At 70.3% G+C, this 21,066-nt stretch carries 22 protein-coding genes; 9 read left to right on the top strand and 13 right to left on the bottom strand.

Annotated elements, in window-relative coordinates; translation table 11 throughout:
• Positions 1–91: 91 nt before the first annotated feature.
• The 5 genes from C8K38_RS07510 to menD all read right to left on the bottom strand — a co-directional run bounded on the left by C8K38_RS07510 (position 92) and on the right by menD (position 6,627).
• Positions 92–2,440, bottom strand: coding sequence for an ATP-binding protein (locus C8K38_RS07510; protein ID WP_097210944.1), 2,349 nt, complete (start codon positions 2,438–2,440; stop codon positions 92–94).
• Positions 2,441–2,527: 87 nt separating this feature from the next.
• The gene (locus C8K38_RS07505) at positions 2,528–3,226 is read right to left on the bottom strand and encodes a demethylmenaquinone methyltransferase (protein ID WP_077040725.1); all 699 of its coding nucleotides are present in this window, start codon (positions 3,224–3,226) and stop codon (positions 2,528–2,530) included.
• 58 nt (positions 3,227–3,284) lie between these two features.
• Positions 3,285–4,427, bottom strand: coding sequence for a glycosyltransferase family 4 protein (locus tag C8K38_RS07500; RefSeq protein ID WP_209928652.1), 1,143 nt, complete (start codon positions 4,425–4,427; stop codon positions 3,285–3,287).
• Positions 4,428–4,513: 86 nt separating this feature from the next.
• The gene (locus C8K38_RS07495) at positions 4,514–5,008 is read right to left on the bottom strand and encodes a DUF3592 domain-containing protein (RefSeq protein ID WP_097210943.1); all 495 of its coding nucleotides are present in this window, start codon (positions 5,006–5,008) and stop codon (positions 4,514–4,516) included.
• Complete coding sequence (gene menD, locus C8K38_RS07490; protein ID WP_097210942.1) at positions 5,005–6,627, bottom strand: 2-succinyl-5-enolpyruvyl-6-hydroxy-3-cyclohexene-1-carboxylic-acid synthase; 1,623 nt, start codon at positions 6,625–6,627, stop codon at positions 5,005–5,007. The genes C8K38_RS07495 and menD overlap by 4 nt, the downstream gene beginning before the upstream one ends.
• A gap of 99 nt (positions 6,628–6,726) precedes the next feature.
• Here menD and C8K38_RS07485 point away from each other — a divergent pair, with 99 nt between their 5' ends.
• The gene (locus C8K38_RS07485) at positions 6,727–7,557 is read left to right on the top strand and encodes a siderophore-interacting protein (RefSeq protein WP_097210941.1); all 831 of its coding nucleotides are present in this window, start codon (positions 6,727–6,729) and stop codon (positions 7,555–7,557) included.
• Between the two features lie 63 nt (positions 7,558–7,620).
• Here C8K38_RS07485 and C8K38_RS07480 read toward each other — a convergent pair whose 3' ends face one another.
• The 4 genes from C8K38_RS07480 to C8K38_RS07465 form a co-directional block, all read right to left on the bottom strand.
• The gene (locus C8K38_RS07480) at positions 7,621–8,802 is read right to left on the bottom strand and encodes a GDSL-type esterase/lipase family protein (RefSeq protein WP_097210940.1); all 1,182 of its coding nucleotides are present in this window, start codon (positions 8,800–8,802) and stop codon (positions 7,621–7,623) included.
• A gap of 235 nt (positions 8,803–9,037) precedes the next feature.
• Positions 9,038–9,484 carry a DUF6918 family protein gene (locus C8K38_RS07475; RefSeq protein ID WP_077040721.1) on the bottom strand — a complete coding sequence of 149 codons (447 nt, stop codon included), beginning with the start codon at positions 9,482–9,484 and terminating at the stop codon, positions 9,038–9,040.
• A gap of 66 nt (positions 9,485–9,550) precedes the next feature.
• Positions 9,551–10,579, bottom strand: a complete 1,029-nt coding sequence (locus C8K38_RS07470; RefSeq protein ID WP_097210939.1) for an o-succinylbenzoate synthase — start codon at positions 10,577–10,579, stop codon at positions 9,551–9,553.
• Positions 10,576–11,364, bottom strand: a complete 789-nt coding sequence (locus C8K38_RS07465; protein ID WP_097210938.1) for a 2-phosphosulfolactate phosphatase — start codon at positions 11,362–11,364, stop codon at positions 10,576–10,578. Before C8K38_RS07465 ends, C8K38_RS07470 begins: the two co-directional genes overlap by 4 nt.
• A 91-nt stretch (positions 11,365–11,455) precedes the next feature.
• On the opposite strand from C8K38_RS07465, the gene C8K38_RS07460 reads away from it, so the two are divergent.
• A complete protein-coding gene (locus C8K38_RS07460; RefSeq protein ID WP_027500684.1) occupies positions 11,456–12,349 on the top strand; it encodes a 1,4-dihydroxy-2-naphthoyl-CoA synthase in 894 nt (297 codons plus the stop codon).
• 2 nt (positions 12,350–12,351) lie between these two features.
• Here C8K38_RS07460 and C8K38_RS07455 read toward each other — a convergent pair whose 3' ends face one another.
• Positions 12,352–13,452 carry an alpha/beta hydrolase gene (locus C8K38_RS07455; RefSeq protein ID WP_245221154.1) on the bottom strand — a complete coding sequence of 367 codons (1,101 nt, stop codon included), beginning with the start codon at positions 13,450–13,452 and terminating at the stop codon, positions 12,352–12,354.
• Between the two features lie 226 nt (positions 13,453–13,678).
• On the opposite strand from C8K38_RS07455, the gene C8K38_RS07450 reads away from it, so the two are divergent.
• From C8K38_RS07450 to C8K38_RS27545, 7 genes are all read left to right on the top strand, one after another.
• Complete coding sequence (locus C8K38_RS07450) at positions 13,679–14,128, top strand: hypothetical protein (RefSeq protein WP_097210936.1); 450 nt, start codon at positions 13,679–13,681, stop codon at positions 14,126–14,128.
• A gap of 2 nt (positions 14,129–14,130) precedes the next feature.
• The gene (locus C8K38_RS07445) at positions 14,131–14,520 is read left to right on the top strand and encodes a VOC family protein (RefSeq protein ID WP_097210935.1); all 390 of its coding nucleotides are present in this window, start codon (positions 14,131–14,133) and stop codon (positions 14,518–14,520) included.
• Between the two features lie 101 nt (positions 14,521–14,621).
• Positions 14,622–16,253 (top strand): MFS transporter, encoded by a 1,632-nt coding sequence (locus C8K38_RS07440; protein ID WP_097210934.1) that lies wholly within the window; start codon positions 14,622–14,624, stop codon positions 16,251–16,253.
• Between the two features lie 204 nt (positions 16,254–16,457).
• On the top strand, positions 16,458–17,684 hold the full coding sequence (locus C8K38_RS07435; protein ID WP_097210933.1) for an inorganic phosphate transporter: 1,227 nt from the start codon (positions 16,458–16,460) through the stop codon (positions 17,682–17,684).
• Positions 17,685–17,697: 13 nt separating this feature from the next.
• On the top strand, positions 17,698–17,973 hold the full coding sequence (locus C8K38_RS07430; RefSeq protein ID WP_097210932.1) for a hypothetical protein: 276 nt from the start codon (positions 17,698–17,700) through the stop codon (positions 17,971–17,973).
• Between the two features lie 31 nt (positions 17,974–18,004).
• Entirely contained in the window at positions 18,005–18,319 is a 315-nt protein-coding gene (locus tag C8K38_RS27550) for a DUF3349 domain-containing protein (RefSeq protein WP_307861328.1), read from the top strand.
• A gap of 12 nt (positions 18,320–18,331) precedes the next feature.
• Entirely contained in the window at positions 18,332–18,736 is a 405-nt protein-coding gene (locus tag C8K38_RS27545; protein WP_257017235.1) for a DUF3349 domain-containing protein, read from the top strand.
• On the opposite strand, the gene C8K38_RS07420 is transcribed toward C8K38_RS27545, so the two are convergent.
• The 3 genes from C8K38_RS07420 to C8K38_RS07410 all read right to left on the bottom strand — a co-directional run bounded on the left by C8K38_RS07420 (position 18,733) and on the right by C8K38_RS07410 (position 20,979).
• Positions 18,733–19,338 (bottom strand): TetR/AcrR family transcriptional regulator, encoded by a 606-nt coding sequence (locus tag C8K38_RS07420; protein ID WP_097210931.1) that lies wholly within the window; start codon positions 19,336–19,338, stop codon positions 18,733–18,735. The two genes, C8K38_RS27545 and C8K38_RS07420, sit on opposite strands and share 4 nt — an antisense overlap.
• A 117-nt stretch (positions 19,339–19,455) precedes the next feature.
• Positions 19,456–20,136 (bottom strand): SMI1/KNR4 family protein, encoded by a 681-nt coding sequence (locus C8K38_RS07415; protein ID WP_143548407.1) that lies wholly within the window; start codon positions 20,134–20,136, stop codon positions 19,456–19,458.
• 87 nt (positions 20,137–20,223) lie between these two features.
• On the bottom strand, positions 20,224–20,979 hold the full coding sequence (locus tag C8K38_RS07410) for an HNH endonuclease signature motif containing protein (RefSeq protein WP_306455726.1): 756 nt from the start codon (positions 20,977–20,979) through the stop codon (positions 20,224–20,226).
• Positions 20,980–21,066: the final 87 nt, after the last annotated feature.

Below are 21,066 nucleotides of genomic sequence, written 5' to 3'. Positions count from 1 at the left end.
CTTCGCGGTCGCGGATATGACCCAGCACACATTGCCGCTTGCGCCCGGTGACCGTCAGGGCGGAACTACCCGGATGTATACCTGTTTCTGATCAGGCCCCCCGTTGCGCGTCCGGCTCCTGCTCCCGCGTCCGCTCGAGATACCAGGCGGCGATCTGGGTGCGCGAGGTGAACGCGAGCTTGGCCAGCACCCGCTCGACGTGTCCCTGGGCCGTCCGCGGGGAGATGACCAATTTCTCGGCGATCGCCCTGTTCGTGAGGCCCTGTGCGACCAGCTCGGCGACCTGCATCTCACGCCGGGTCAGGCTCACGGCCTCCTCTACCGCAGGCGGCCCGGCCGGGCGGCGTTCACCGAGCGCGTAGCCGATCGCCTCGCGGAAATCCATTCCCCTGCCGCGGCGCCGTGCCTCCTCGAAGGCTCGATCGCCGAGTGCCGCTCGTGCCCGCTGCTTGCACTCCGCGTGGTGGCTGAGCAGGTTGGGCAGTGTGACGGTGATGCCCCCTTCCGCTTTCGCCAGCGCGTTTGCGGCCCCCAACAGCACGGCGGCCCGGTCCGGCGCGTCCTCGACTGCCGCGATCCACCCCATCGTCTCGAGGCACCACGTGGCGATGATCGGGTCGTTGACCCGTCGGATCAGGCGCAGGGCCTGCGCCAACTGTGCGGACGCCCGGGTCACGTCGCCCTTGTGCAGGGTCGCAAGGCCGAGCCCCCACAGTGCGTACGCGCGATAGTAGGACTCGCCACGCGACGCGGTGATGGCGAACACCTGCTCGTAGCAGGCGACCGACCGGTCCTCGTCGCCGAGGAGTCCGCTGGCAACCGCCAACCCGAGCAGGCACCCGATCGCCCGTTGGAGTTCGCCGGTCGGCCGACTCGTCTGCAGTGCGTCTTCGAACGAGCTCCGCGCGCCCTTGAGCTGGCCGCTGAACAGTGACCGGAAACCGGTCGCGTACCCGGCGGCGGCCCGCAGCATCGGATCGCCCCGCTCCTCGGCGAGCGCACCGCATTCCTCCACGAGGGCGGTGGCGGTGGCGAATTCTTGCTGCATGCCGGTCATGACGCTGGCCCCGAACAGCGCGAGCACCCGGTCGGCCGTGCGTCGATCGCCCGACCGCGCCAGCGCGCGATCCAGCCAGCGCCTGCCCTCGCTGATCAGCCCGCGGCAGATCCAGTACAGGTACAGGGAATTGACCATCCGGAGGCAGGCGTCGGCCTCGGCGTCGCCGGGCGCGGTGAGGCTGAAATGCAGCGCCTCCCGCAGGTTCGACGTCTCCCGCTCCAGGCGGCCGATCCACGACACCTGGTTGGGCCCGATCCACTCGGTCTCGGCCGTGTGGGCCAACCGCGCGTACCAGTCCCGGTGCCCGCGATGCAGCCCGTCGCGGTCACCCGATTCCCGCAACTTCTCGTTCCCGTAGGCGCGGAGGGTCTCGAGCAGCCGGTACCGCACCGCGGGACCCTGCTCCTCGCGGATCAAGATCGACTTGTCGACCAAGGACGCCAGGACGGCGCGCAGGTCGTCCGAGGACAGCTCCCCCGCACAGATCCCCTCGGCGGCGTCGAACTCGAATCCACCCGAGAACACCGACAGCCGGGCCCACAGCTCCTGTTCCCGGACCGAGCACAGCTCGTGGCTCCATTCGATGCTGGACCACAATGTCTGCTGACGGGTCGGAGCGCCGCGGCTGCCAAGGGTCAGCAACCGGAATCTATCGGTCAACCGCTGCAGAACCTGTTCGGCCGTCATCGCGCGCAGCCGCACCGCCGCCAACTCGATCGGCAGCGGCAGGCCGTCCAGCCGGTGGCAGATCCCGGCGACCGCACGCCTGTTGTCCTCGGTGAGGGTGAACTCGGGTACCGCGGCGGCGGCCCGCTCGGTGAACAGCGCCACCGCGTCGTATCGGGGAAGGCCCTGCAACGAGGGCGCCTCGTCGCTGCTCGGGGCCGTCAGCGGCGGCACCCGCAACACCGCCTCGCCGCTGATGCCGAGGGCCTCCCGGCTCGCGGCGAGAATGCGCATCTCGGGGCAGGCCGTCAGCAACGACTCCGCCAGGCCCGCGACCGCCTCGACGAGGTGCTCACAGTTGTCGAGCACCAGCAGCAGGCGGCGGGTGGCGAGGTGGTCCGCCAACACCTCCTCGGGAAGGTGGGCGAGCTGGTCCCGAAGTCCGAGCGCGGCGGCCACCGTGGCAGGCACCAGCGTCGGGTCGTACACCTCACCCAGTTCGACGAGCCATACCCCGTCGTCGAAAGCACGCCGGGAATCCTCGGCCACTCGCAGTGCCAGCCGGGTCTTACCGACCCCGCCGATCCCGGTGAGCGTCACCAGACGGGACTCGGACAGCAGCCGTCGCGCCTCGGTCACCTCATGGCGACGGCCGACAAAACTGGTCAGCTCGAGGGGCAGGTTCCCGACCTTGCCTTGCACGGTGGGCGGCATCGAAGCGTCACTCTCATCACACGGTCCCCTGCGCTTTCCACGTTACCCGCCGCGATCGTGCCGACGGGCGGGTTGCCGTGGGCTGGACTACCGTTCGGCGCGGTGCAGCGCCACGACGCCGCCGGTGAGGTTGCGCCACTGCACGTTCTTCCAGCCGGCCGCCTCGATCTTGAGGGCCAACTCCTCCTGCGTGGGCCAGGCCCGGATCGACTCCGCGAGGTACACGTAGGCATCGGGGTTGCTGCTCACCGCGCGCGCCACCACCGGCAGCGTCTTCATCAGGTACTCCATGTAGACCGTGCGGAACGGGCCGAACGTCGGGGTGGAGAACTCGCTGACCACCAGCCGTCCGCCGGGCTTCGTCACCCGGGCGATCTCCCGCAGTCCTGCCTCGAAGTCGGAGACGTTGCGCAGGCCGAACGAGATGGTCGCGGCGTCGAACACCGCATCCGCGAACGGCAGTGCCATCGCGTCGCCCGCCACCATCGGCACCCGACGGTCGGCGCCTGCCTTCAGCATGCCCTTGGAGAAGTCCGCGGCCACCACCCAGGCACCGGAACGCCCGAGCTCGACCGTGGACACACCGGTGCCCGCCGCAAGGTCGAGCACCCGCTCCCCCGGCTTCAGGTCGAGCGCCGCCCGGGTCGCCTTGCGCCAGGTGCGGTCCTGCCCGAAGGAGATGATCGTGTTGGTGAGGTCGTACCGCTTCGCGACGCCGTCGAACATGGACGCGACCTCGTGCGGTGCCTTCTCCAGTGAGGCCCGAGACCCGTGTGTTGTTGCCACACCGTTGACGTTACAGGCGCGCACCGGGCGCCCCGCGCCCAGTTCGCGCGCGGGTGGCTCAGGCCGAGCGCTGCGCCGGGACACCGCGCGAGCCCGTCACGTCCTCGTAGTGGCCCAGCAGTTCGCCGCACACCGAGGACCACGTGCGGTGCAGCACCGACCTCCTGGCGGACGCTCCGAACCGGGCGCGCGTTGCCCGGTCCCGCAGCGCGATCACGGCGCTGGGCAGCAGCTCCTCGAAGCGCTCGACCGGCAGCAGGTAACCGTTGCTGCAGTGCGCGACGAGATCGCGTGGTCCGCCTGCGTCCGGACCGATCACCGGGACACCGCTGGCCAGGGCCTCCTGCACCGCCTGGCAGAAGGTCTCGTGCTCGCCCGGGTGCACGAACAGGTCGAGGCTCGCGTAGGCGTTGGCCAGCTCGTCTCCCCCGAGTTGCCCGGTGAACACCGCCGACGGCATCAGCCGCTCCAACCGCGCCCGTTCGGGGCCGTCGCCGACGATCACCAACTGCAGGCCGGGGTCGGCGGCCAGCACGGCCAGCCGCTCGACGTGCTTCTCCGGGGCCAGCCGTCCGACGAACCCGATCACCAGCCGATCGGCGTCGCACCAGCTCGCCCGCAGCTCCGCGCTGCGCCGGGAAGGCGCGAACCGCGTGGTGTCCACCCCACGACCCCAGCGGAACACCCGTGGCACACCTCGCGATTCGAGCGCCTCGACGGCGGCCGTGGACGGGGCGAGGGTGCGGGCGGCCCCGCGGTGCAGGCGGCGGGTCCACCGCCACGCCGCCCTGCTGGTCAGTCCGAGGCCGTAGCTCTGCGCGAAGCCGGCCACGTCGGTCTGGTAGACCGCGACGGCGGGCACGTCGAGCCGGTTGGCGGCGGCCAACCCTCCCGCGCCGAGCAGGAAGGGCGACGCCAGGTGCACGACGTCCGGGTCGAAGGACCGCAGCGCCGAGGTGATCCCCGGCTGCGGGATGCCGACGGGGAGGGAGCTGACCCGCGGGATCATCACGGCAGGCACGCGGTGCACCGGGAACCCGTCGTGTGAGGTCGGGGCGGCCGGGCGGCCGGCGACACTGTCGGGGGCCACGAGCAGCGCCTCGTGTCCGTGGCGCCTGAGGTGCTCGAGCACCCGGATCACCGAGTGGGTGACCCCGTTCATGTTCGGCAGGAACGACTCCGCGACGATGGCTACTCGCACCCGCCCAGTGTCCGCGCCGCGCGGGCCGGGACGGGAAGGCCGAGGTGTCCGGGCGGCGAAGTTCCGGCGAAACCTGGGCTACCGGGTCAGTCGGGCGGGGCTGCCGTCACATCAGGCGGCTCGGCCGCCGTCACATCAGGCGGCTCGGCCGCCGTCACATCAGGCGGCTCGGCCGCCGTGCGCCGCCGGACCAGCCACAGCGCGGGCAGGGTGATCAGCCACGTCACCGCGATCACCGAACCGGCGGGGACCAGCGCCACCCGGACATCGCGACCGGACACCCGGACCAGGTCCGGATCGGACCTCGCGTACTCGACGTCGATCCGCTGGCCGACCATCAGCTCGGTCGGGTACAACACGCCGAGCCGCGGGTTCTTGGTGACCCCGTCCGGGGTGACGAAGCTGATCGCCGAGCGCAGCCGGCCGGCGGAGAGCACCTCCGCGGTGGCCACGCCCTTGTCGGACTCGATCGTGAGGTCGTTGCGCCAGGCCGCGACCACCAGCAGCACCGCAAGCACCGAGATCCCGATCGCCGCGACCAGGATCCCCTTCCTGACCCGGCCCGCCACCGTCGGCGTCACAGCTGCGCCCGCACCGCGGCGTGCAGTTCGCGCAGCCCGGAACGTTCGGTCGCGACCTCGAGGACCCTGATCCCCGCGGTGTTCGGCTCGGTCAGCGCCGCCGCCAACTGCTCGGGGTTCACCGCGTGGTGCTCAACCCGGTAGGCGGCGCAGAGCGCGGACAGGTCCATCCCGTGCGGGGTGCCGAACACCCGCTCGAAGACACCCGCGTACTGCGGGTCGCCCTGCTCGAGGAGCTCGAAGATGCCGCCGCCGTCGTCATTGGCCACCACGATCGTGAGGTCGCGCGGCCGCGGCTCCCCGGTGCCGATCAGCAGGCCGGAGGCGTCGTGCAGGAAGGTCAGATCGCCCATCAGCGCGAGGGTGCGGGTGTTCTCCCCCTGCGCGGCCATCGCCGCACCCACCGCCGTCGACACGGTGCCGTCGATACCCGCGACGCCACGGTTCGACAACACCCGGACGCCCGGCCGCGGATAGCTGACCAGGGCAGCGTCCCGCACCGGGTTGGACGCACCGAGCAGCAGCTGGTCGCCCTCGCACAGCGCGTCCATCACCACCTTGGCCACGTGCAGACCGGTCGGCTTCGGATGCGCCGAGAGCTGTTGCCGCACAGCCTTGTCCGCATGCTCGGTGAGGTGCCGGCAACGCTCGAGCCAGGCCGCGTCGGGGGCGCCGGACACGACGGCGCGGGTGCCGGTGGCCAGCACGTTGCCGGACACGTCGGGCCAGCGCGGGCCGGTGGTGAGCGCGAACACCGACACCCGGGGGTCGGCGAGCAGCTTGGCCACCGGACGGTGCAGCGTCGGCCTGCCGGTGATCACCGCCTGCCGGGGCTTGAGCTGGGGCAGCGCAAGCGGGTGCAGCGGGATGCCGTGCATCGGCGCGGTCGGCTCGGCGACCGTCGGCAGACCGGCGAGCTCCGGCCGATGACCCGAACCGTGGCCGGAGATCACCACGGTGTCCGGCGTCAGGTCCAGCTCGAGCGGCACGTCGAGGGTCGCGTGCGTTGTGGTCGTCCACGGGGCGCCGTCGGGCCTGCCCTCCGGCACGGGGCCCTGGACGTGCGCGCCGGGCACCAGCGGTTCCCGCAGCGGCACGTCGAAATGCACAGGTCCCGCGTTGCCGGACCGTGCACCCCTGGCAGCGGCGAGGACCCGGCAGACCGCCGACCGCCACTGACTGTTCTGGTCGACGCCCTCCTCGGCGAGGCCGAGGCTGATGGTGGCCCGCACCTGGCTACCGAACAGGCCCAGCTGCTCGATGGTCTGGTTGGCGCCCGTCCCGAGGAGTTCGTAGGGGCGGTTCGCGCTGAGCACCACGAGCGGGACCCGGGCGTAGTTCGCCTCCAGCACCGCGGGGCCGAGATTCGCCACGGCGGTGCCGGAGGTCATCACGATCGGCACCGGATGTCCGCTGCCGATGGCAAGGCCGACCGCGAGGAATCCGGCGGTGCGCTCGTCGATCCGCATGTGCAGCCGCAGCCGTCCGGCCGTGTCCGCGGCCTGCAGCGCGAAGGCCAACGGCGCGTTGCGCGAACCCGGGCAGAGCACCACGTCGCGCACCCCGCCGCGGATCAATTCGTCGACGACGGCGGTGGCCTGGGCTGTGGACGGATTCACGGTTCCAGGGTGTCAGACGGCCGCCCGCCGACGGGCGGCGGTCCGGGCACACCGTCAGTTAGGATTGCCTGAGCTAACCACCCCGCGAGGAACGAGACCATGGCCAAGCGCAGCAAGTTCGTCAAACCCGAGGACCGGCACATCACCAGGGCCCGGGTGCTCGGCAGCAAACAGGTGAGCCCCAACTTCATCCGCGTCACCATCGGCGGCGAGGAGCTGCGCAGCTTCACCCCCATGGGGTTCGATCAGTGGTTCCGCATGTTCATCCCGCAGGATGGCCAGACCACGCTGCGGGTGCCGAGCGCGACCAACAACCTGTGGTACGCCCAGTACCTGGCGATGTCGAAGAGCACCCGGCCGGTGGTCAGGAACTACACGGTCCGCGGATTCCGCGGCGCGGACGAGGCGGTGTTCGGTGAGAACATCCCCGAACTGGACATCGATTTCGTCTCGCACGGCGACACCGGACCGGCGTCGGCGTGGGCCGGGTCGGCGACGCCGGGGGACGAGGTCGCGCTGCTCGACGAGGGCCTGATCTACAACCCGACCCCGGAAGCGCAGTGGCAGCTGTTGGTAGGCGACGAGAGCGCGCTGCCCGCCATCATGGGCGTCCTGGGCTCGGCGCCTGCCGATCTGCGCGCCGAGGTCTTCGTGGAGATCCCGCACGCCGAGGACGCCCAGCAGGTGACGACGCCCGAGGACGTGAACCTGCACTGGCTCGTCCGCTCCGACCCGCACGATCGGCCCGGGGTCCTCGCCCTGGAGACGGTGCGGGAGGCGGAGCTGCCCACGGGGCCGTCCTACACGTTCGTCGCGGGCGAGAGCGATCTGTCGACGGGCCTGCGACGGCATCTGGTCAACGACCGCAAGGTGCCCAAGTCCGATATCGCCTTCACCGGCTACTGGCGCCACGGGAAGTCCGCACCCTAGGCGGCTGCGCCGCCTGTGAGTCTTTCTGGCCCCGTGAAGGACCAGAAAGACTCACAGGGGTGGCTACGGACGCCCGGTCAGGTACATCCCGCTGTGGTCCTGCCCCGCCGTGTTGCGGCAGGTGAAGTTGCCACTCGGCTTGGCGTACAGCAGGTCGATGCAGCGGCCGAGCGCGAGCTGGCCGAAGTAGTTCGGGTGCATCGACTCCTGACGGTTGCCCTGCGTGGTCCATCCCATGTCCAGCCAGCGCATCCACTCGCTGGTCGCCCCTGACGGCGCCGACGAGGCGCTCACCTGCTTGGCCGCCTTGGCGCAGACCTCATGCCCGTCGAAGGCATCGCCGAGGTCGAGGAACTGCACACCCTTCGCGGCAGCGACACCGGCGAGGCGGTTGGAAATCTGCGGCACCAAGGAATCTCGGGCCCAGTTGGCGTCGCCGTCCCAGAGCGGGCAGCCGCCGGTGTTCGCCCGCGCCCAGCCGCTTTCCGAGTACCGGTTATCCGCCGCGCGGGGGGTCGGCGAGGGCGCCGACTGCAGCACCACGCGATAGTCGGCGGCCGCGTAACCGGCACCGGACATCACGGCACGGATCTCGTCGATGGACTTGGCGACACCGTCCATCGCGGCATTCATCTTGCCGTCCACCGCCGCCTGCTGGTCGTCGTTGCAGTAGGAGTACCAGACCAGGTAGTCCTGAACGCAGGTCGAGATGACGTCGGCGAATCCGAGGTCGTTCCCGCCGATCGAGAGGGTGATCAGCTTGACCTTGTTGGCCGCGGCGACCGCGGCCAACTGATCGGCCTGCGGCGCCTCACCCTTGAAGGCCTGGCCGCCGTTGGCGGCCCGGAAGATGTTGGCGGTGACGGCGCCCGAGCAGGCCAGGTTGATCCTGGTCTGCGCGACGGACGCGGCACTGTTCACCTCGGCCGAATCGGAGCGGTCGCAGCCGTTGGCGTAGGTGCTGCCGTACACACGGGTGGGGTCGTAACCGCTGCCCGTCCAGGCCCGGTCGGTGCCGTCGCGGCTGCCGGAGGTGGTGAGGCTGTTGCCCTTCCACCGTCCCGCCTCGCCGGACATGTAGCTGTCGCCCATCGACACGCTCGCCGTCGGCCCGGCGGGAGCAGCAACCGCGGGTGTGGCGAGCACCGACAGACCGGCGGCGGCCAGGGGTACCGCCAGCAGGGCGGCGAGCAGACTCCTGGCGCTGCGGCCGGCGGCAGATTTGTTGCATGTTTCGACCAACACGGGCTCCTGGGGATGGGCACACCTGTCCTACGAGGACAGGCACGCATTCGTACGTGGGGAGGTCGCCGGCCGGTGACGCGAGGGAGTCTGGCACGGGCCAGCTTGCTACCGCCGGGTAATCGCAATTTTTGCGTTAAACACTTCGGCGACGACCCGACGGCGCCGAGCCCACATACGACAGGTGGGCCGGATCCCCCAGGGATCCGGCCCACCGTCTACCACTGTGGCGTGGTGACTAGCTTGCGTGCTTCTCCACGAGCGCACCGAGACGCGGGAGCGCCTCGATGACGTTCTTCTTCGCCGACGGGCGCATCGTCGAGTAGACCTTCTTGATGGCGGACTTGCTGGTGCCCTCGATCTTCTCGTCGGTCACGCCGAGGAGCGCGTCCGCAACCTGCTCGCTTCGCGCGCTGAGGAAGTCGCCGAAGCCGGCGCCACCGGCCGCGCCGAAGTCCTGCCAGAACGGCTCGAGGCGGGAGATGAATCCGGGCAGCAGTCCCTCGACGGCCTCCGGCACGATCGACGGTCCGACCTTCTTCACGGCTCCGTAGCCGCCCTTGACCGCGAGGCCCGAGGCGCCCGTCTTCTCCGAAACCTCGGCGTCGATCAGCTCCTGCACGTCCGCGACCACGGCGGGCAGCCGGGACGGGTCGAGAAGGGTGTCATTCAGTGCTGCAACCACTTTCAATGCCTCCGATGTTGACTTGGGTGTCGCGCCAGACCTTATACGACGCGGAGCCCAACCGGCTTACTCAGCATCCGCCGAGAGCAGCTCGTGACACCGCTCGAGCCTCGCGAGCCACCACCGTGTGCGCTCCGGTGAGGCTGACAGCCCGGCCACCCGCTCCGGGTCCGGCACGACCGCAGAGGCAGGCAGCGCCCCGTCCACCATCGCGCGTGGCGCCGCGACATCGGCCTCGAACAGTCCGCCGGTGCCGAGCCCGCAGGCGTACTCCAGCTCGGGCAGCGCGGCCGCCGCCGCCAGCCCCGCACCCATCCCCACCGCGGAGTCCAGCGCGCTCGAGACCACCACCGGCACACCGTGCTCCGCCAATTCGGCGGCGAGACTCAGCAGTGCCCGCATGCCGCCGAGGGGCGCGACCTTGACCACCGCCACGTCGGCACCGCCCGCGCGCACGACCCTCATCGGATCCTCCGCCCGGCGGATGCTCTCGTCCGCGGCGATCCGCACCCGCGCGCGACCGGACGCCGCCGCGTGATCGGCCAGGCGCCTACGCAATTCGACCAGTTCGGGGACGGAGGCGCACGGCTGCTCCGCGTACTGGAGCGGTCCATCCGAGGACAGCGCCAGCAATGCCTCCTCCGCCTCGTCGAGACCCCACCCACCGTTCGCGTCGACCCGCACGTGCTCGATCTGCGCACGGACCGCCTCGACCCGCGCGAGGTCCTCGGCGAGCGACCGCCCCCGCTCGGCGACCTTCACCTTCGCCGTCCCCGCGCCGGGGAACCGGGACAGGATCTCGGGCACCCGCGCCGCCTCCACCGCGGGCACGGTCGCGTTGACGGGCACCATCGCGCGCAGCGGCGCGGGCGGGCCCAGCCAGGCGGCCTCGATCGCGGAGCGGAGCCAGGAGGCGGCCTCGGCGTCGGCGTATTCGGGGAATGGGGCGAACTCGCCGAAGCCTGCGGGCCCGCGCAACAACAGCACCTCGCGAGTGGTGATGCCGCGGAAGCGGACTCGCATCGGAAGGCTCACCACGACGGCGCCCTCGCGAAGCTCGGACAGTGGCGGCAGCGGCACCGGTTCGCCGCTCATGACGCGGCGTCCACGAACGCCTCGCCCCGCAGCAGCGGGACCACGGCGCTGGTGTCGAGCTCGGCGGCGATGTCGACGTCCTCGCCGAATCCCTTGTCGACGAGCTCCCGGCCGCTCGCGCAGTCACGCAGCCTGTCCCTCAGGTCGCCCTCGGCCGCGGCGAAAGCCTCGGCGGCCGCGCGGGCCTCCGGAGACGCCGCCCCCGCACCCAACGCCCCGAGCGCACGGAGCACCGCGCCCGCACCCCACAGATCCTCCAGGCCAGGGCGGATGTCCCCATCCGGCCAGCGCTCCCCCGCCGCGATCACCGCCACCCGCGGCGGCCGGGCCGCTCCGCCCCGAGCCGAGAGCCAGTGCGCCACGGCGGTGGCGTTGCGCAGCGAGGCCCCCACCACCTCGACCCCGGCCTCGGCCAGCCCGAAGGACAGCGCGGATCCGTTCGGGGACGGCAGCACCAGCCTGTGCCCGCGCGTATCCGGCAGCCGACCAGGGCCGAAGGCGGCCCGGACCGAACCGGGCGAGAGGCTCACGTCGCCCGGCACCGCCCGTGATCGGCCGACCGCAACGGTCGCACCGCGTTCGGCGGCGTAGCCGGCGGCGGACGCGGGGTCCCATCGATAGGGGTACACGCCCACGCCGCCGTCCAGCGCGACGGTCAACGTGGTGGTGAACGACAGCACGTCGACGACGACCGCGACGTCGCAGTCCTCGATCAGGGCAGCGGCGCCCGCCGGTCCCCAGTCGAACCGGATTCGGTACGCACCCTGACGGTGAGCGGGAAGCATGCCGTCATCCTCGCACCTGACCTCATGGCCGGCCCGGCAGCAACACCACCATCGGCGCCTCGCGGTCGGGCGGGGCCTATCCTTGGCGATCGTGACCTTCAATCCGCAGCTGTGGCGTCCGGTTCCCGGGTTCGAGAACCTCACCGATATCACCTATCACCGGCACATCACGCAGGGCACCGTCCGCGTCGCCTTCAACCGTCCGGAGGTGCGCAATGCGTTCCGGCCGCACACGGTCGACGAGCTGTACGCCGCCCTCGACCATGCCCGGATGACCTCCGATGTGGGCGCGGTGCTGCTGACCGGCAACGGTCCCAGCCCCAAGGACGGCGGCTGGGCGTTCTGCTCGGGAGGCGACCAGCGCATCCGCGGACGCAGCGGTTACCAGTACGCCGCGGGCGAGACCGCCGACACCGTGGACAAGGCGCGCGCGGGCCGGCTGCACATCCTGGAGGTGCAGCGCCTGATCCGTTTCATGCCGAAGGTGGTGATCTGCCTCGTCAACGGCTGGGCCGCGGGCGGCGGGCACTCGCTGCACGTGGTCTGCGACCTGACACTGGCCAGCCGCGAACACGCACGGTTCAAGCAGACCGATGCGGACGTCGGCAGCTTCGACGGCGGATACGGCAGCGCCTATCTCGCGAAGATGGTGGGGCAGAAGTTCGCCCGCGAGATCTTCTTCCTCGGTGATGCGTACACCGCCGAGCAGATGCATCAGATGGGCGCGGTCAACAAGGTCGTCGACCACGCCGAGCTCGAGGACGTCGCGCTGGAGTGGGCCGAGAAGATCAACGGCAAGTCCCCGCAGGCGCAGCGGATGCTCAAGTACGCGTTCAACCTGGCCGACGACGGCCTGGTCGGCCAGCAGCTGTTCGCCGGCGAGGCCACCCGGATGGCCTACATGACCGACGAGGCCGTCGAGGGCCGGGATGCGTTCCTGGAGAAGCGCGATCCCGACTGGTCGCCGTACCCCTGGTACTTCTAGGCCTACAGCCCGAGCGCCTGACGCAACGTGGGCCATGCCTTGGGCAGCTGGTCCTTCCAGTACGCCCAGGCGTGGACGCCGGTGGGCTCGTAGTCGACGGTGGCCGGGATGCCCAACTCCCGCAGCTTTCGGTCGAGCCGCTTGGTGCACTGGTTCGCCGCCGCCTCGATAGCCCCGCCGACCACGATCCGCTCGGCATCGGTGCCTGGGCCCTCGTGCCTGCCTGCGATACCCGTGGCGACCGACATGTAGATGGGCTTGCCGCGCAACGCCTCCGCGTGACGCACCGTGTCGTGCGCTTCCCACTCGGGACCACCAGGAACACCCCACAGGTTGGCCGGGTCCCCGCCACGCGAGGACACCGTGACCTGCGTGCTCAGCCGACCGATGTCGTCGGTGGTCGAGTAGCAGCCGCTGAAGACCGCGATGCCGCGGTACAGGTCGGGGTGCCGGTGCGCGAGCATCATCGCACCCTGGGCGCCCATCGAGTTGCCCGCGATCGCGTTGACGCCGTTGGTCTTCAGCCGGGCGTTGATCAGTGGCGGCAGCTCCTTGGTGATGAAGGTCTCCCACTTGTGCAGCCCGATCTTCGGATCGCGCTTGTCCCAGTCGGTGTAGAGGCTGGCCACCCCGCCGTTGGTCATGACCACGTTGGCGTTCTTGTCGGCGAAGAACTTCGGGGCATCGGTCATGTACATCCACCCGCTCTGGTTCTCGTCGGCACCGACGCCCTCGAGCATGTACAGGGTGGGCCGCGGGACGCTGCCGTCCGCGGGGAGCAGCACGTCCACGCCGACCTCGCGGTGCAGCGCGGGCGAGGCGATGAGGAACCGCGCGACCCGTTCCGAGGTGAACTTCTCCGAGACGATCGACGGGGTGACGATGTCGTCGCGCAGCGGGGGTATCGGCCCCGGATCGTCGCGCCCCCACTCGGGCATCGTCGATCCGGAGGTGACGCTGCCCGAGTCCGAGCTGCCGCCCGCGCTGCCCGAATCCGAGCTGCCCGAACTGCCCGCGCTACCCGAGTCACTGCCCGTGCCCGGTGCCGCGACGGCCTCGCCCGAGCCTGCCAACACCGCGATCGCGACCAGGGCCACACCCATTGCCCGGCCCAACGCAGGACGACGACACGCGAAATTCATGGACTCCCCCAGCCTCGACGTTGTCGATCGGATGCGGGCACCAGACGGCCCGGACCGCCGGCCTCCTTGGCGGCGGCACCGATCGCCGAGACGGTACCGCGTTCGGGTGGGCCGCGCAGGGGAATTCGTTCGCCACTGTCACGAATCTCGCGCCCGCGACCGACACCGGATCGGGCACACTGAACGCATGGGCGTCGACCGCGAAGAGCCTGCACCCGAACACCGTCGGCCCGACGGTGTCACCGACGCCGAGATCGCCGCCGCCGGGCGGGTCTCCGAGGCCCTCGAGACGGTCGAGCGGGCCCGCGGGCACCTGTACGGGTTCCACCAACTCATCGGGCACGCGCACCTGCAGCTCGCCGAGGCGGTCGATATGCTGCGCGCGGCCGGCCACGGTGAGCGGGCCGACAAGCTCCTCGAGGAGCTGGTCGGCCGGAACGTGCTGGCGGGCCGCTGGACCTTTCAGGTGGTGGAGGAGTTCGACGACGGGTACTGGTCGGAATTCCGCGAGCACGAGCAGGCGGTGCGCGAGGAGCTGCTCGGCGGGCGCAGGCACCTGTACGAGGCGGAGATGAAGCAGCGCAGACGGACACCGGGCAGGCCCGGGCACGAGGCCCGACCCGCGGAGCAGGAGTGAGCATGGAGATTCTGAGCAGCCGGACGATCCTGCGGCCGGCCGACTATCCGACCACCCTGGCGTTTTACGCGCAGACCCTGGAGCTCGCGGTCGCGCGCGAGTATCCGGGCGGCACCGTGTTCTTCGCCGGGCAGGGATTGATCGAGGTCGCCGCCCACGGCGCATCCGGGGTGAGCACCCGCTTCGACGGTGCCCTCTGGTTTCAGGTTCGCGACCTCACGGCCACGCAGACGGAACTGGTGCTCAAGGGCGTGCAGATCATCCGGGAGGCGCGGCAGGAACCGTGGGGCCTGCACGAGTTGTGGATAGCCGACCCCGACGGCGTCCCGATCGTGTTGGTGCAGATCCCGGCGGACCACCCGATCCGGAGGGACGGCCGCCCGGCCCCCTAGCCGGTTGCGGCACCGATTCTCTCGGCGCGGCGCCGTTGACGACCGAGGCCCTCGCAGCGGACGATTCGTGCACGCGGAACCCATCGACCCCGAGGTCACCGATGAGCACAGCTGCTCGGCACACGTCCTCCACCCGAACCGGCAGCGGCCTGGTGCTCGCGGTGCTGGCCTCCGGCCAGTTCCTGATGACGCTGGACAGCTCCGTCATGAACGTCTCGATGGCCACCGTGGCCGCAGACCTGAACACCACGATCACCGGGATCCAGACGGCGATCACGCTGTACACCCTCGTCATGGCCACGCTGATGATCACGGGCGGCAAGGTGGGCAGCATCCTGGGCCGTCGCCGCGCCTTCGGCATCGGGCTGGTCATCTATGCAGCGGGGTCCTTCACCACGGCCGTGGCACCGAACCTGGCCGTGCTGCTGATCGGCTGGTCACTCCTGGAGGGCATCGGCGCCGCGCTGATCATGCCCGCGATCGTCGCCCTGGTGGCGAGCAACTTCCCGGCGGAACGTCGCCCTGCGGCCTACGGCCTGGTCGCCGCGGCCGGGGCGATGGCCGTCGCCGCGGGCCCCCTCATCGGCGGCGCGGTCACCACGTACGCGTCCTGGCGCTACGTCTTCCTCGGCGAGGTCGTCATCGTCGTGTTGATCCTGTTGGTGCTCAGGAGGATCGAGGACACCCCGCCGGCCAAGGTGCACCTCGACCTGGTGGGATCGGCCCTGTCGGTGCTGGGGTTGGGCATGCTCGTGTTCGGGGTGCTCCGCTCGAGCGAATGGGGCTGGATCCGGCCAACGCCCGACGGCGTCCAGTTGATGGGAGTGTCCGCGACCCTGTGGTTGATCCTCGCCGGATTGCTGGTCGCCTATGTGTTCCTGCTCTGGGAAACCCGGCTGTCCAAGGCGGGCGCCGAGCCACTGCTCGATCCACGGCTCCTGCAGAACCGTCAGCTCAGCGGCGGCCTGACGATGTTCTTCGCGCAGTTCATGGTGCAGGCCGGGATCTTCTTCGCGGTCCCGCTGTTCCTCTCGGTGGTCCTCGAACTCGACTCGCTGCAGACCGGTCTGCGGCTGCTGCCGCTCTCGGTGGCTCTCCTGCTCGCCGCAGCGGGCATACCCAAGCTCTGGCCTCGTGCGGCTCCCCGCCGGGTGGTGCGGTGCGGTCTCGGTTCGATGATCGTCGGGATCCTGGTCCTCGTCGCCGGGTTGGACCCCGGCGCCAATGCCGCGATCGTCGCCGTCCCGATGCTCCTGATGGGACTCGGGCTTGGTGCGTTGGCGTCCCAGCTCGGCGCGGTCACCGTGTCCGCGGTGCCGGACTCGCAGAGCGCCGAGGTCGGCGGGCTGCAGAACACGGCGACCAACCTCGGCGCGTCACTGGGGACAGCACTGATCGGTGCGGTGCTCATCACGACGTTGAGCGCCGCGACCGTCGACGGGATCCAGGACAACCCCGACGTGCCCGTCGCCGTGCAGCAGCAGGCCACCACCGAGCTGGCCGCCGGGGTCCCGTTCCTGTCCGACACCCAGCTGACCGCGGCGATGGACGAGGCCGGGGTGAGCGGCCCGACCGCCGACGCCGTTCTCGCGGTCAACGCGGACGCACGACTGGAGGCGCTGCGGGTGGCATGCGGCCTCGCCGCGCTCCTCGCCGTCCTCGCGCTGTTCTTCACCGCGAACATCCCCCGCGAACCGGTCGGGTCGAGCGGCCCATCGCGGCGCGAGGAGTGACGGGTCCTGGCCCGGTGAGCTTCGACACATTTCGTTCCTGACCCTGACGGTTCGCATGGCGACAGGGCGGTGCGCACGCCGTTCGGGGCCCGCCCGAACCGCCAGGACCTGGCCCGACGGGCGGCGGCGCGGCGTGCTCGAAAGCACGCGCGAACAGCGGGTACAGACTCGACTTTTACGCGTTCGTAACGGAGGATCGAGGCCGTGAACGCGGAACTCATCGTTCTTCTTGTCGTAGTTGTCACGGCCCTCGGGTTCGACTTCACCAACGGCTTCCATGACACCGGCAACGCGATGGCGACGTCGATTGCGACCGGGGCACTCAAACCCAAAGTCGCGGTTGCGCTTTCCGCAATCCTCAATCTGGTGGGCGCGTTCCTCTCGGTGGAGGTCGCGGCCACCGTCGCGAAGGGCGTGGTCAACCTCAACTCCGTCGGCGGCGAGGATCTGCTGTTCATCGTCTTCGCCGGACTTGTCGGCGGAATCATCTGGAACCTGGCCACCTGGCTGTTCGGCATCCCCTCGAGTTCCTCGCACGCGCTGTTCGGCGGCCTGATCGGCGCGGCCCTCGCCTCCCTCGGGATGAACGGCGTGGAGTGGGGCGGCGTGCTGAGCAAGGTGGTCATCCCGGCACTGCTGGCGCCGGTCGTCGCCGGCCTCGTCGCCACGGCAGGAACCTGGATGATCTACCGGATCACCCGCGGCGTCAGCGACGAGACCAAGGATTCCGGGTTCCGGCTCGGCCAGGTCGGCTCCGCGTCGCTGGTGTCCCTCGCTCACGGCACCAACGACGCGCAGAAGACGATGGGCGTGATCTTCCTGGCCCTGGTCGCCCACGGCACCCTCAACGCCGACTCCGACATGCCGTTCTGGGTGAAGCTGAGCTGCGCGGTCGCGATCGCCCTCGGTACCTACCTCGGCGGCTGGCGCGTGATCCGCACCCTCGGCAAGGGTCTGGTGGAGATCGCGGCGCCGCAGGGCATGGCCGCGGAGGCGTCCTCGGCCGCCATCATCCTGACCTCCAGCCACCTCGGGCTGCCGCTGTCCACGACGCACGTCGCCACCGGCTCGATCATGGGTACCGGCGTCGGCCGCCGCGGCGCCGAGGTGCGCTGGGGCGTCGCGGGCCGGATGGCGGTCGCCTGGCTGATCACCCTGCCGTCGGCCGCGCTTGTCGGCGCCGTGTGCTGGGGCATCGCGCAGCTGATCGGCGGCCTGCCCGGCGTGCTGGCGGTCTTCGCGATCCTGCTGCTGCTGGCGGGCTGGATGTATGCGCGTTCGCGCAGGCAGCCGATCGACTCGAGCAACGTCAACGCGGAATGGGACGGCGGCCTGATCCCCGCCGAGGACATCCCCGGCCCGCCGGCGAACCCGACCCCCGCGCCCGCACCGGCCGCGGAGCCTGCCCCGCGCGACAACGTGACAGCCTGAGGAATACAGCACCATGGATCTTCTCTCGAAAACCGTCGATTCGCTGTGGCAGGTCGTCGCGGTGGGGCTACTGCTCGGGGCAGGCCTGCCCGCGATCTTCGCGCTCGGCCTGCGGGCACTGGACTCCGGTTCGACCACCGATCCCGCCGCGGCGACGACCACCCGCAAGCCGGCTGCCGTCATCGCAGCCGGTACATGCTTCGCCGTGGTGGTCGTGGCGATCATCACCGGCATCCTGTTCGTCATGCAGGGCTTCCTCAGCCACACCTTCGGCATCGAGATCTTCTAGCGTCGGCCCACGAGTCGAGAGGCAACAGTTCGTGTCCTCAGCAAAATCAACGTTCCCACTATCCGTGCTGACCTGGCTGCAGGACGGGTACCCGCAGGGCGTCCCGCCGAAGGACCGCATCCCCTTGGTGGCCCTGCTCCACCACGAGCTGACCGCCGAGCAGATCAAGGACGTGGCCGTCGCGCTCGCCGAATCGCGGGGCGAGGGCGAGGACCCGACCGTCACCCACGCCGAGATCGGCGAGCTGATCGAACAGATCACCCACGAGGCCCCGTCGGATCACGACATCGCCCGGGTCCGGTCCGTGCTCGCCGCGGCCGGGTGGCCGCTCGGCGACGAGCCGTAGGGACGCACCGTCGTGGCCCTTCCACCGTTCCTCACCTCGATACTCGGGTGGCTGCGTGCCGGGTATCCCAACGGTGTGCCCGAACAGGACTACATCCCGTTGATCGCCCTGCTCCGCAGGCGCCTGTCCGACGAAGAGGTCCATGCGGTCACCGACGCACTGGTCGAGCAGTTCCCGCCGCCGATCGACAAGATCGACATCCAGGTGCTCATCACCAAGGTCACGGACGAGATGCCCGTCGAGTCCGATGTGGAGCGGGTGCGCGCACACCTCGCGGCCGGGGGCTGGCCGCTCGCCGACGAACCCGGTGACGGGCCGAACGGGGCGACGACCCTGCGCGCGCTCGACCGTGACGCCGAGTCGGCCACCGGCGACGGGGCATCGGCGGACGGGGACACTCCCCCGGAATCCGGCTAGGCGATCAGCCCATCGATGATCCCGCGGGCGATCGGCGCCGCCTCCGATTCCCCCATCTGTAGGGCGGTGTTGACCGCACTCATCAGCGCCTCGATCTCGAAGGCCAGCGCCGCGGCGTCCCTCCCCTCCGCCGCGCCCTGATCCTTGGCCCGCCGGATCTCGCGGGTGAGCAGTTCGCGCAAGTCCCGCTGATCGGCCGCGATCGCGTCACGCACCGGCCCCGGCCTGCTGTCGAACTCGGATACGGTCGCGACCCGGAAGCAGCCGCCGGGGAACACCGGCGCCGACACGAAGTCGAACCAACGGTCGATCAGGGCCCGTAGCCGGGGCAGCCCGCCGGGCTCCTTCAGGCTCGGCCGGACGACGTGCTCGATGAACACCTCCCTGGCCGACTGCACCGCCGCGACCTGAAGGTTCTCCTTGGTGCCGAAGAGAGTCGCGACGCCACTCTTGCTCAGCCCGAGATCGGTGGCGAGCCTGCCGATGCTCAGACCGGTCAGTCCCTCGACCGAGGCGACGTCCGCCGCGTGCCGGGCGATCGAGGCGCGGGCCAGCGCCCCCTTGATCAACCGCTGATCGGAAGTCTGAGCCGTATCCACCATCGCTTCATTCTCTACGAGATCTTGCGATTGCACGAACGGTCGTACGTTCGACATGACGGCCTGAGGCCCACACCTGGCGATCGTCGTCGCAACCGCGCTGCGGGGGGACGTGACACCTCAGTCGTGGTTCGCGCCGTGATCGGCGAACTCGGCAAAGCTCCCCACCTGGTCTACGTCCGGATCGAGGGCGCGGGCTAGCCAGAGTTCGTACCAGTCGAGGAACGTCAGCGGCTCGCGGGTGTCTGGGTGAAGCACCGGCAGCGCGGCGGCGTGCTCGTAGCTGTGCCACCACACCTGCCCCGCGGCCGGGCCGCGCAGGATCAGGAGGTCGTACATGCCGCACCCCTCGTTCGCGAGGAAGGTCGCGCCTCGGTGGATCCGGCCGATGTTCTCTGACCACTGGAACTCGGAGTCCTCAGCGGCGGGCGCGCAGGGTCGCTCGGCGGTGAAGGGGAAGTCCGCGGCGTAGTCGATCGCGGCGTCTTCGGCCTCCTGCGCCAGCGGGAGCAGTCCGAGCATCGGTCCGGCTCCGCCGTCGCCCACCCGGGTGATCCACTCGAAATAGTCGGCAGGAAGGCCGACGCCGAGCCGGTTCTCGAATGCCGCCAGAACGTCCGGGTCCGCGGGAGCAGCGTGCTCGTAGCGATGCACGGCTGCCCCATGGATGCCGCATCTGTAGCCGATGACCTCCCGGTCGCCGAGCGAGACGACCGTGGTCCTCAGATCGGCTGCTCGAAGTCGGTCGAGGCCGGTCAGGATCCCGGCGATCCGGTCCGCGTGCATTTGCGCGTGTTTCATAGTCACATCCTGACGGATGCGACGACGTGTCTCTGGGTTCGGTGACACACCTGCATCGACAGGCGCGACCTACACGCCCGACCTCGGTCAAAGTAGCCAGGCGCGTCCTGTCGATCTTCGCTGCAACTCGACACGGCCGGACGCTACGGGAGACCGTCTGAGGCCGATCCTTCGCCCCGCGCCTCTCCCCACGGCCATGACCCATCCCGCCTGCGCATGCCGGTCTCCCTGCGGGCGTTGGCCTTTCGTCGGGCGCGGTCGAGGAGCTCTTTCGGGTGGTGGCGGTGGTTGACGCGGGGTTTCTGTTCGGTGTCGATGTGCGTTGGTGGGATCCATTGGGTGCGTCCGGCGTATTCGGAGTCTTTGGGGGCGGTGCGGGTGTGCCAGCCGCCGGGTCCGTCGTGGATGAGGGCGTGGCAGCCGTCGCACCCGAGGTGGGGGTACCCCCTGCACGAAGTGCTTGGGGGAGAGGACACCGATGTCGGTGGTGCCGCCCTTGGACCAGTCGTGGACGTGGTGGACGGCGGTCATGGTGGCCGGGGCGTCGCAGCCGGGTCGGGTGCAACCGCGATCGGCGGCGATCAGAGCCAGTCGTTGGTCGGCGGTGGCGAGGCGTTTGCTCCGTCCGAGGTGCAGTGGTCTGCCGTTGTGGTCGAAGAGCACCAGCACCGGATGTGACCGTTCGGCGAGCTTGAGGGCGTCCTTGATGGGGACGATCCCGCCGGAGGCGGTGGTGACCACACCTGTTTGTTGTTCGAGTTCATCGATCGTCATCGTCAGGATCGTCGTCACCGGCAACCCGCGGTGCGAGCCGAGGACTCCGGAACCGAGGAGGGCGCGCAGTGCTTCCTTGACTGCGTCGTGGTTGCGTTGCGCGGCGGTGCGGGTGTCGAGGCCCGCGGCGGCGGCAAGCTGGTCGCGGTCGACGCT

This window comes from Rhodococcus sp. OK611 (genome assembly GCF_003050885.1).
Taxonomy (GTDB): domain Bacteria; phylum Actinomycetota; class Actinomycetes; order Mycobacteriales; family Mycobacteriaceae; genus Rhodococcus_G; species Rhodococcus_G oryzae.
This window is presented reverse-complemented; position numbering and strand designations above follow the sequence as displayed.

Coding starts and splice junctions, on each gene's coding strand:
- C8K38_RS07455 (WP_245221154.1), bottom strand. CDS start 13,452: ATGGGTGTGGCCCTGGTCGCGATCGCGGTGTTGGCAGGCTCGGGCGAG.
- C8K38_RS07510 (WP_097210944.1), bottom strand. CDS start 2,440: ATGCCGCCCACCGTGCAAGGCAAGGTCGGGAACCTGCCCCTCGAGCTG.
- C8K38_RS07445 (WP_097210935.1), top strand. CDS start 14,131: ATGGAGATTCTGAGCAGCCGGACGATCCTGCGGCCGGCCGACTATCCG.
- C8K38_RS07485 (WP_097210941.1), top strand. CDS start 6,727: ATGGCCAAGCGCAGCAAGTTCGTCAAACCCGAGGACCGGCACATCACC.
- C8K38_RS07415 (WP_143548407.1), bottom strand. CDS start 20,136: ATGAAACACGCGCAAATGCACGCGGACCGGATCGCCGGGATCCTGACC.
- C8K38_RS07470 (WP_097210939.1), bottom strand. CDS start 10,579: ATGAGCGGCGAACCGGTGCCGCTGCCGCCACTGTCCGAGCTTCGCGAG.
- C8K38_RS07450 (WP_097210936.1), top strand. CDS start 13,679: ATGGGCGTCGACCGCGAAGAGCCTGCACCCGAACACCGTCGGCCCGAC.
- C8K38_RS07440 (WP_097210934.1), top strand. CDS start 14,622: ATGAGCACAGCTGCTCGGCACACGTCCTCCACCCGAACCGGCAGCGGC.
- C8K38_RS07430 (WP_097210932.1), top strand. CDS start 17,698: ATGGATCTTCTCTCGAAAACCGTCGATTCGCTGTGGCAGGTCGTCGCG.
- C8K38_RS07420 (WP_097210931.1), bottom strand. CDS start 19,338: ATGGTGGATACGGCTCAGACTTCCGATCAGCGGTTGATCAAGGGGGCG.
- C8K38_RS07465 (WP_097210938.1), bottom strand. CDS start 11,364: ATGCTTCCCGCTCACCGTCAGGGTGCGTACCGAATCCGGTTCGACTGG.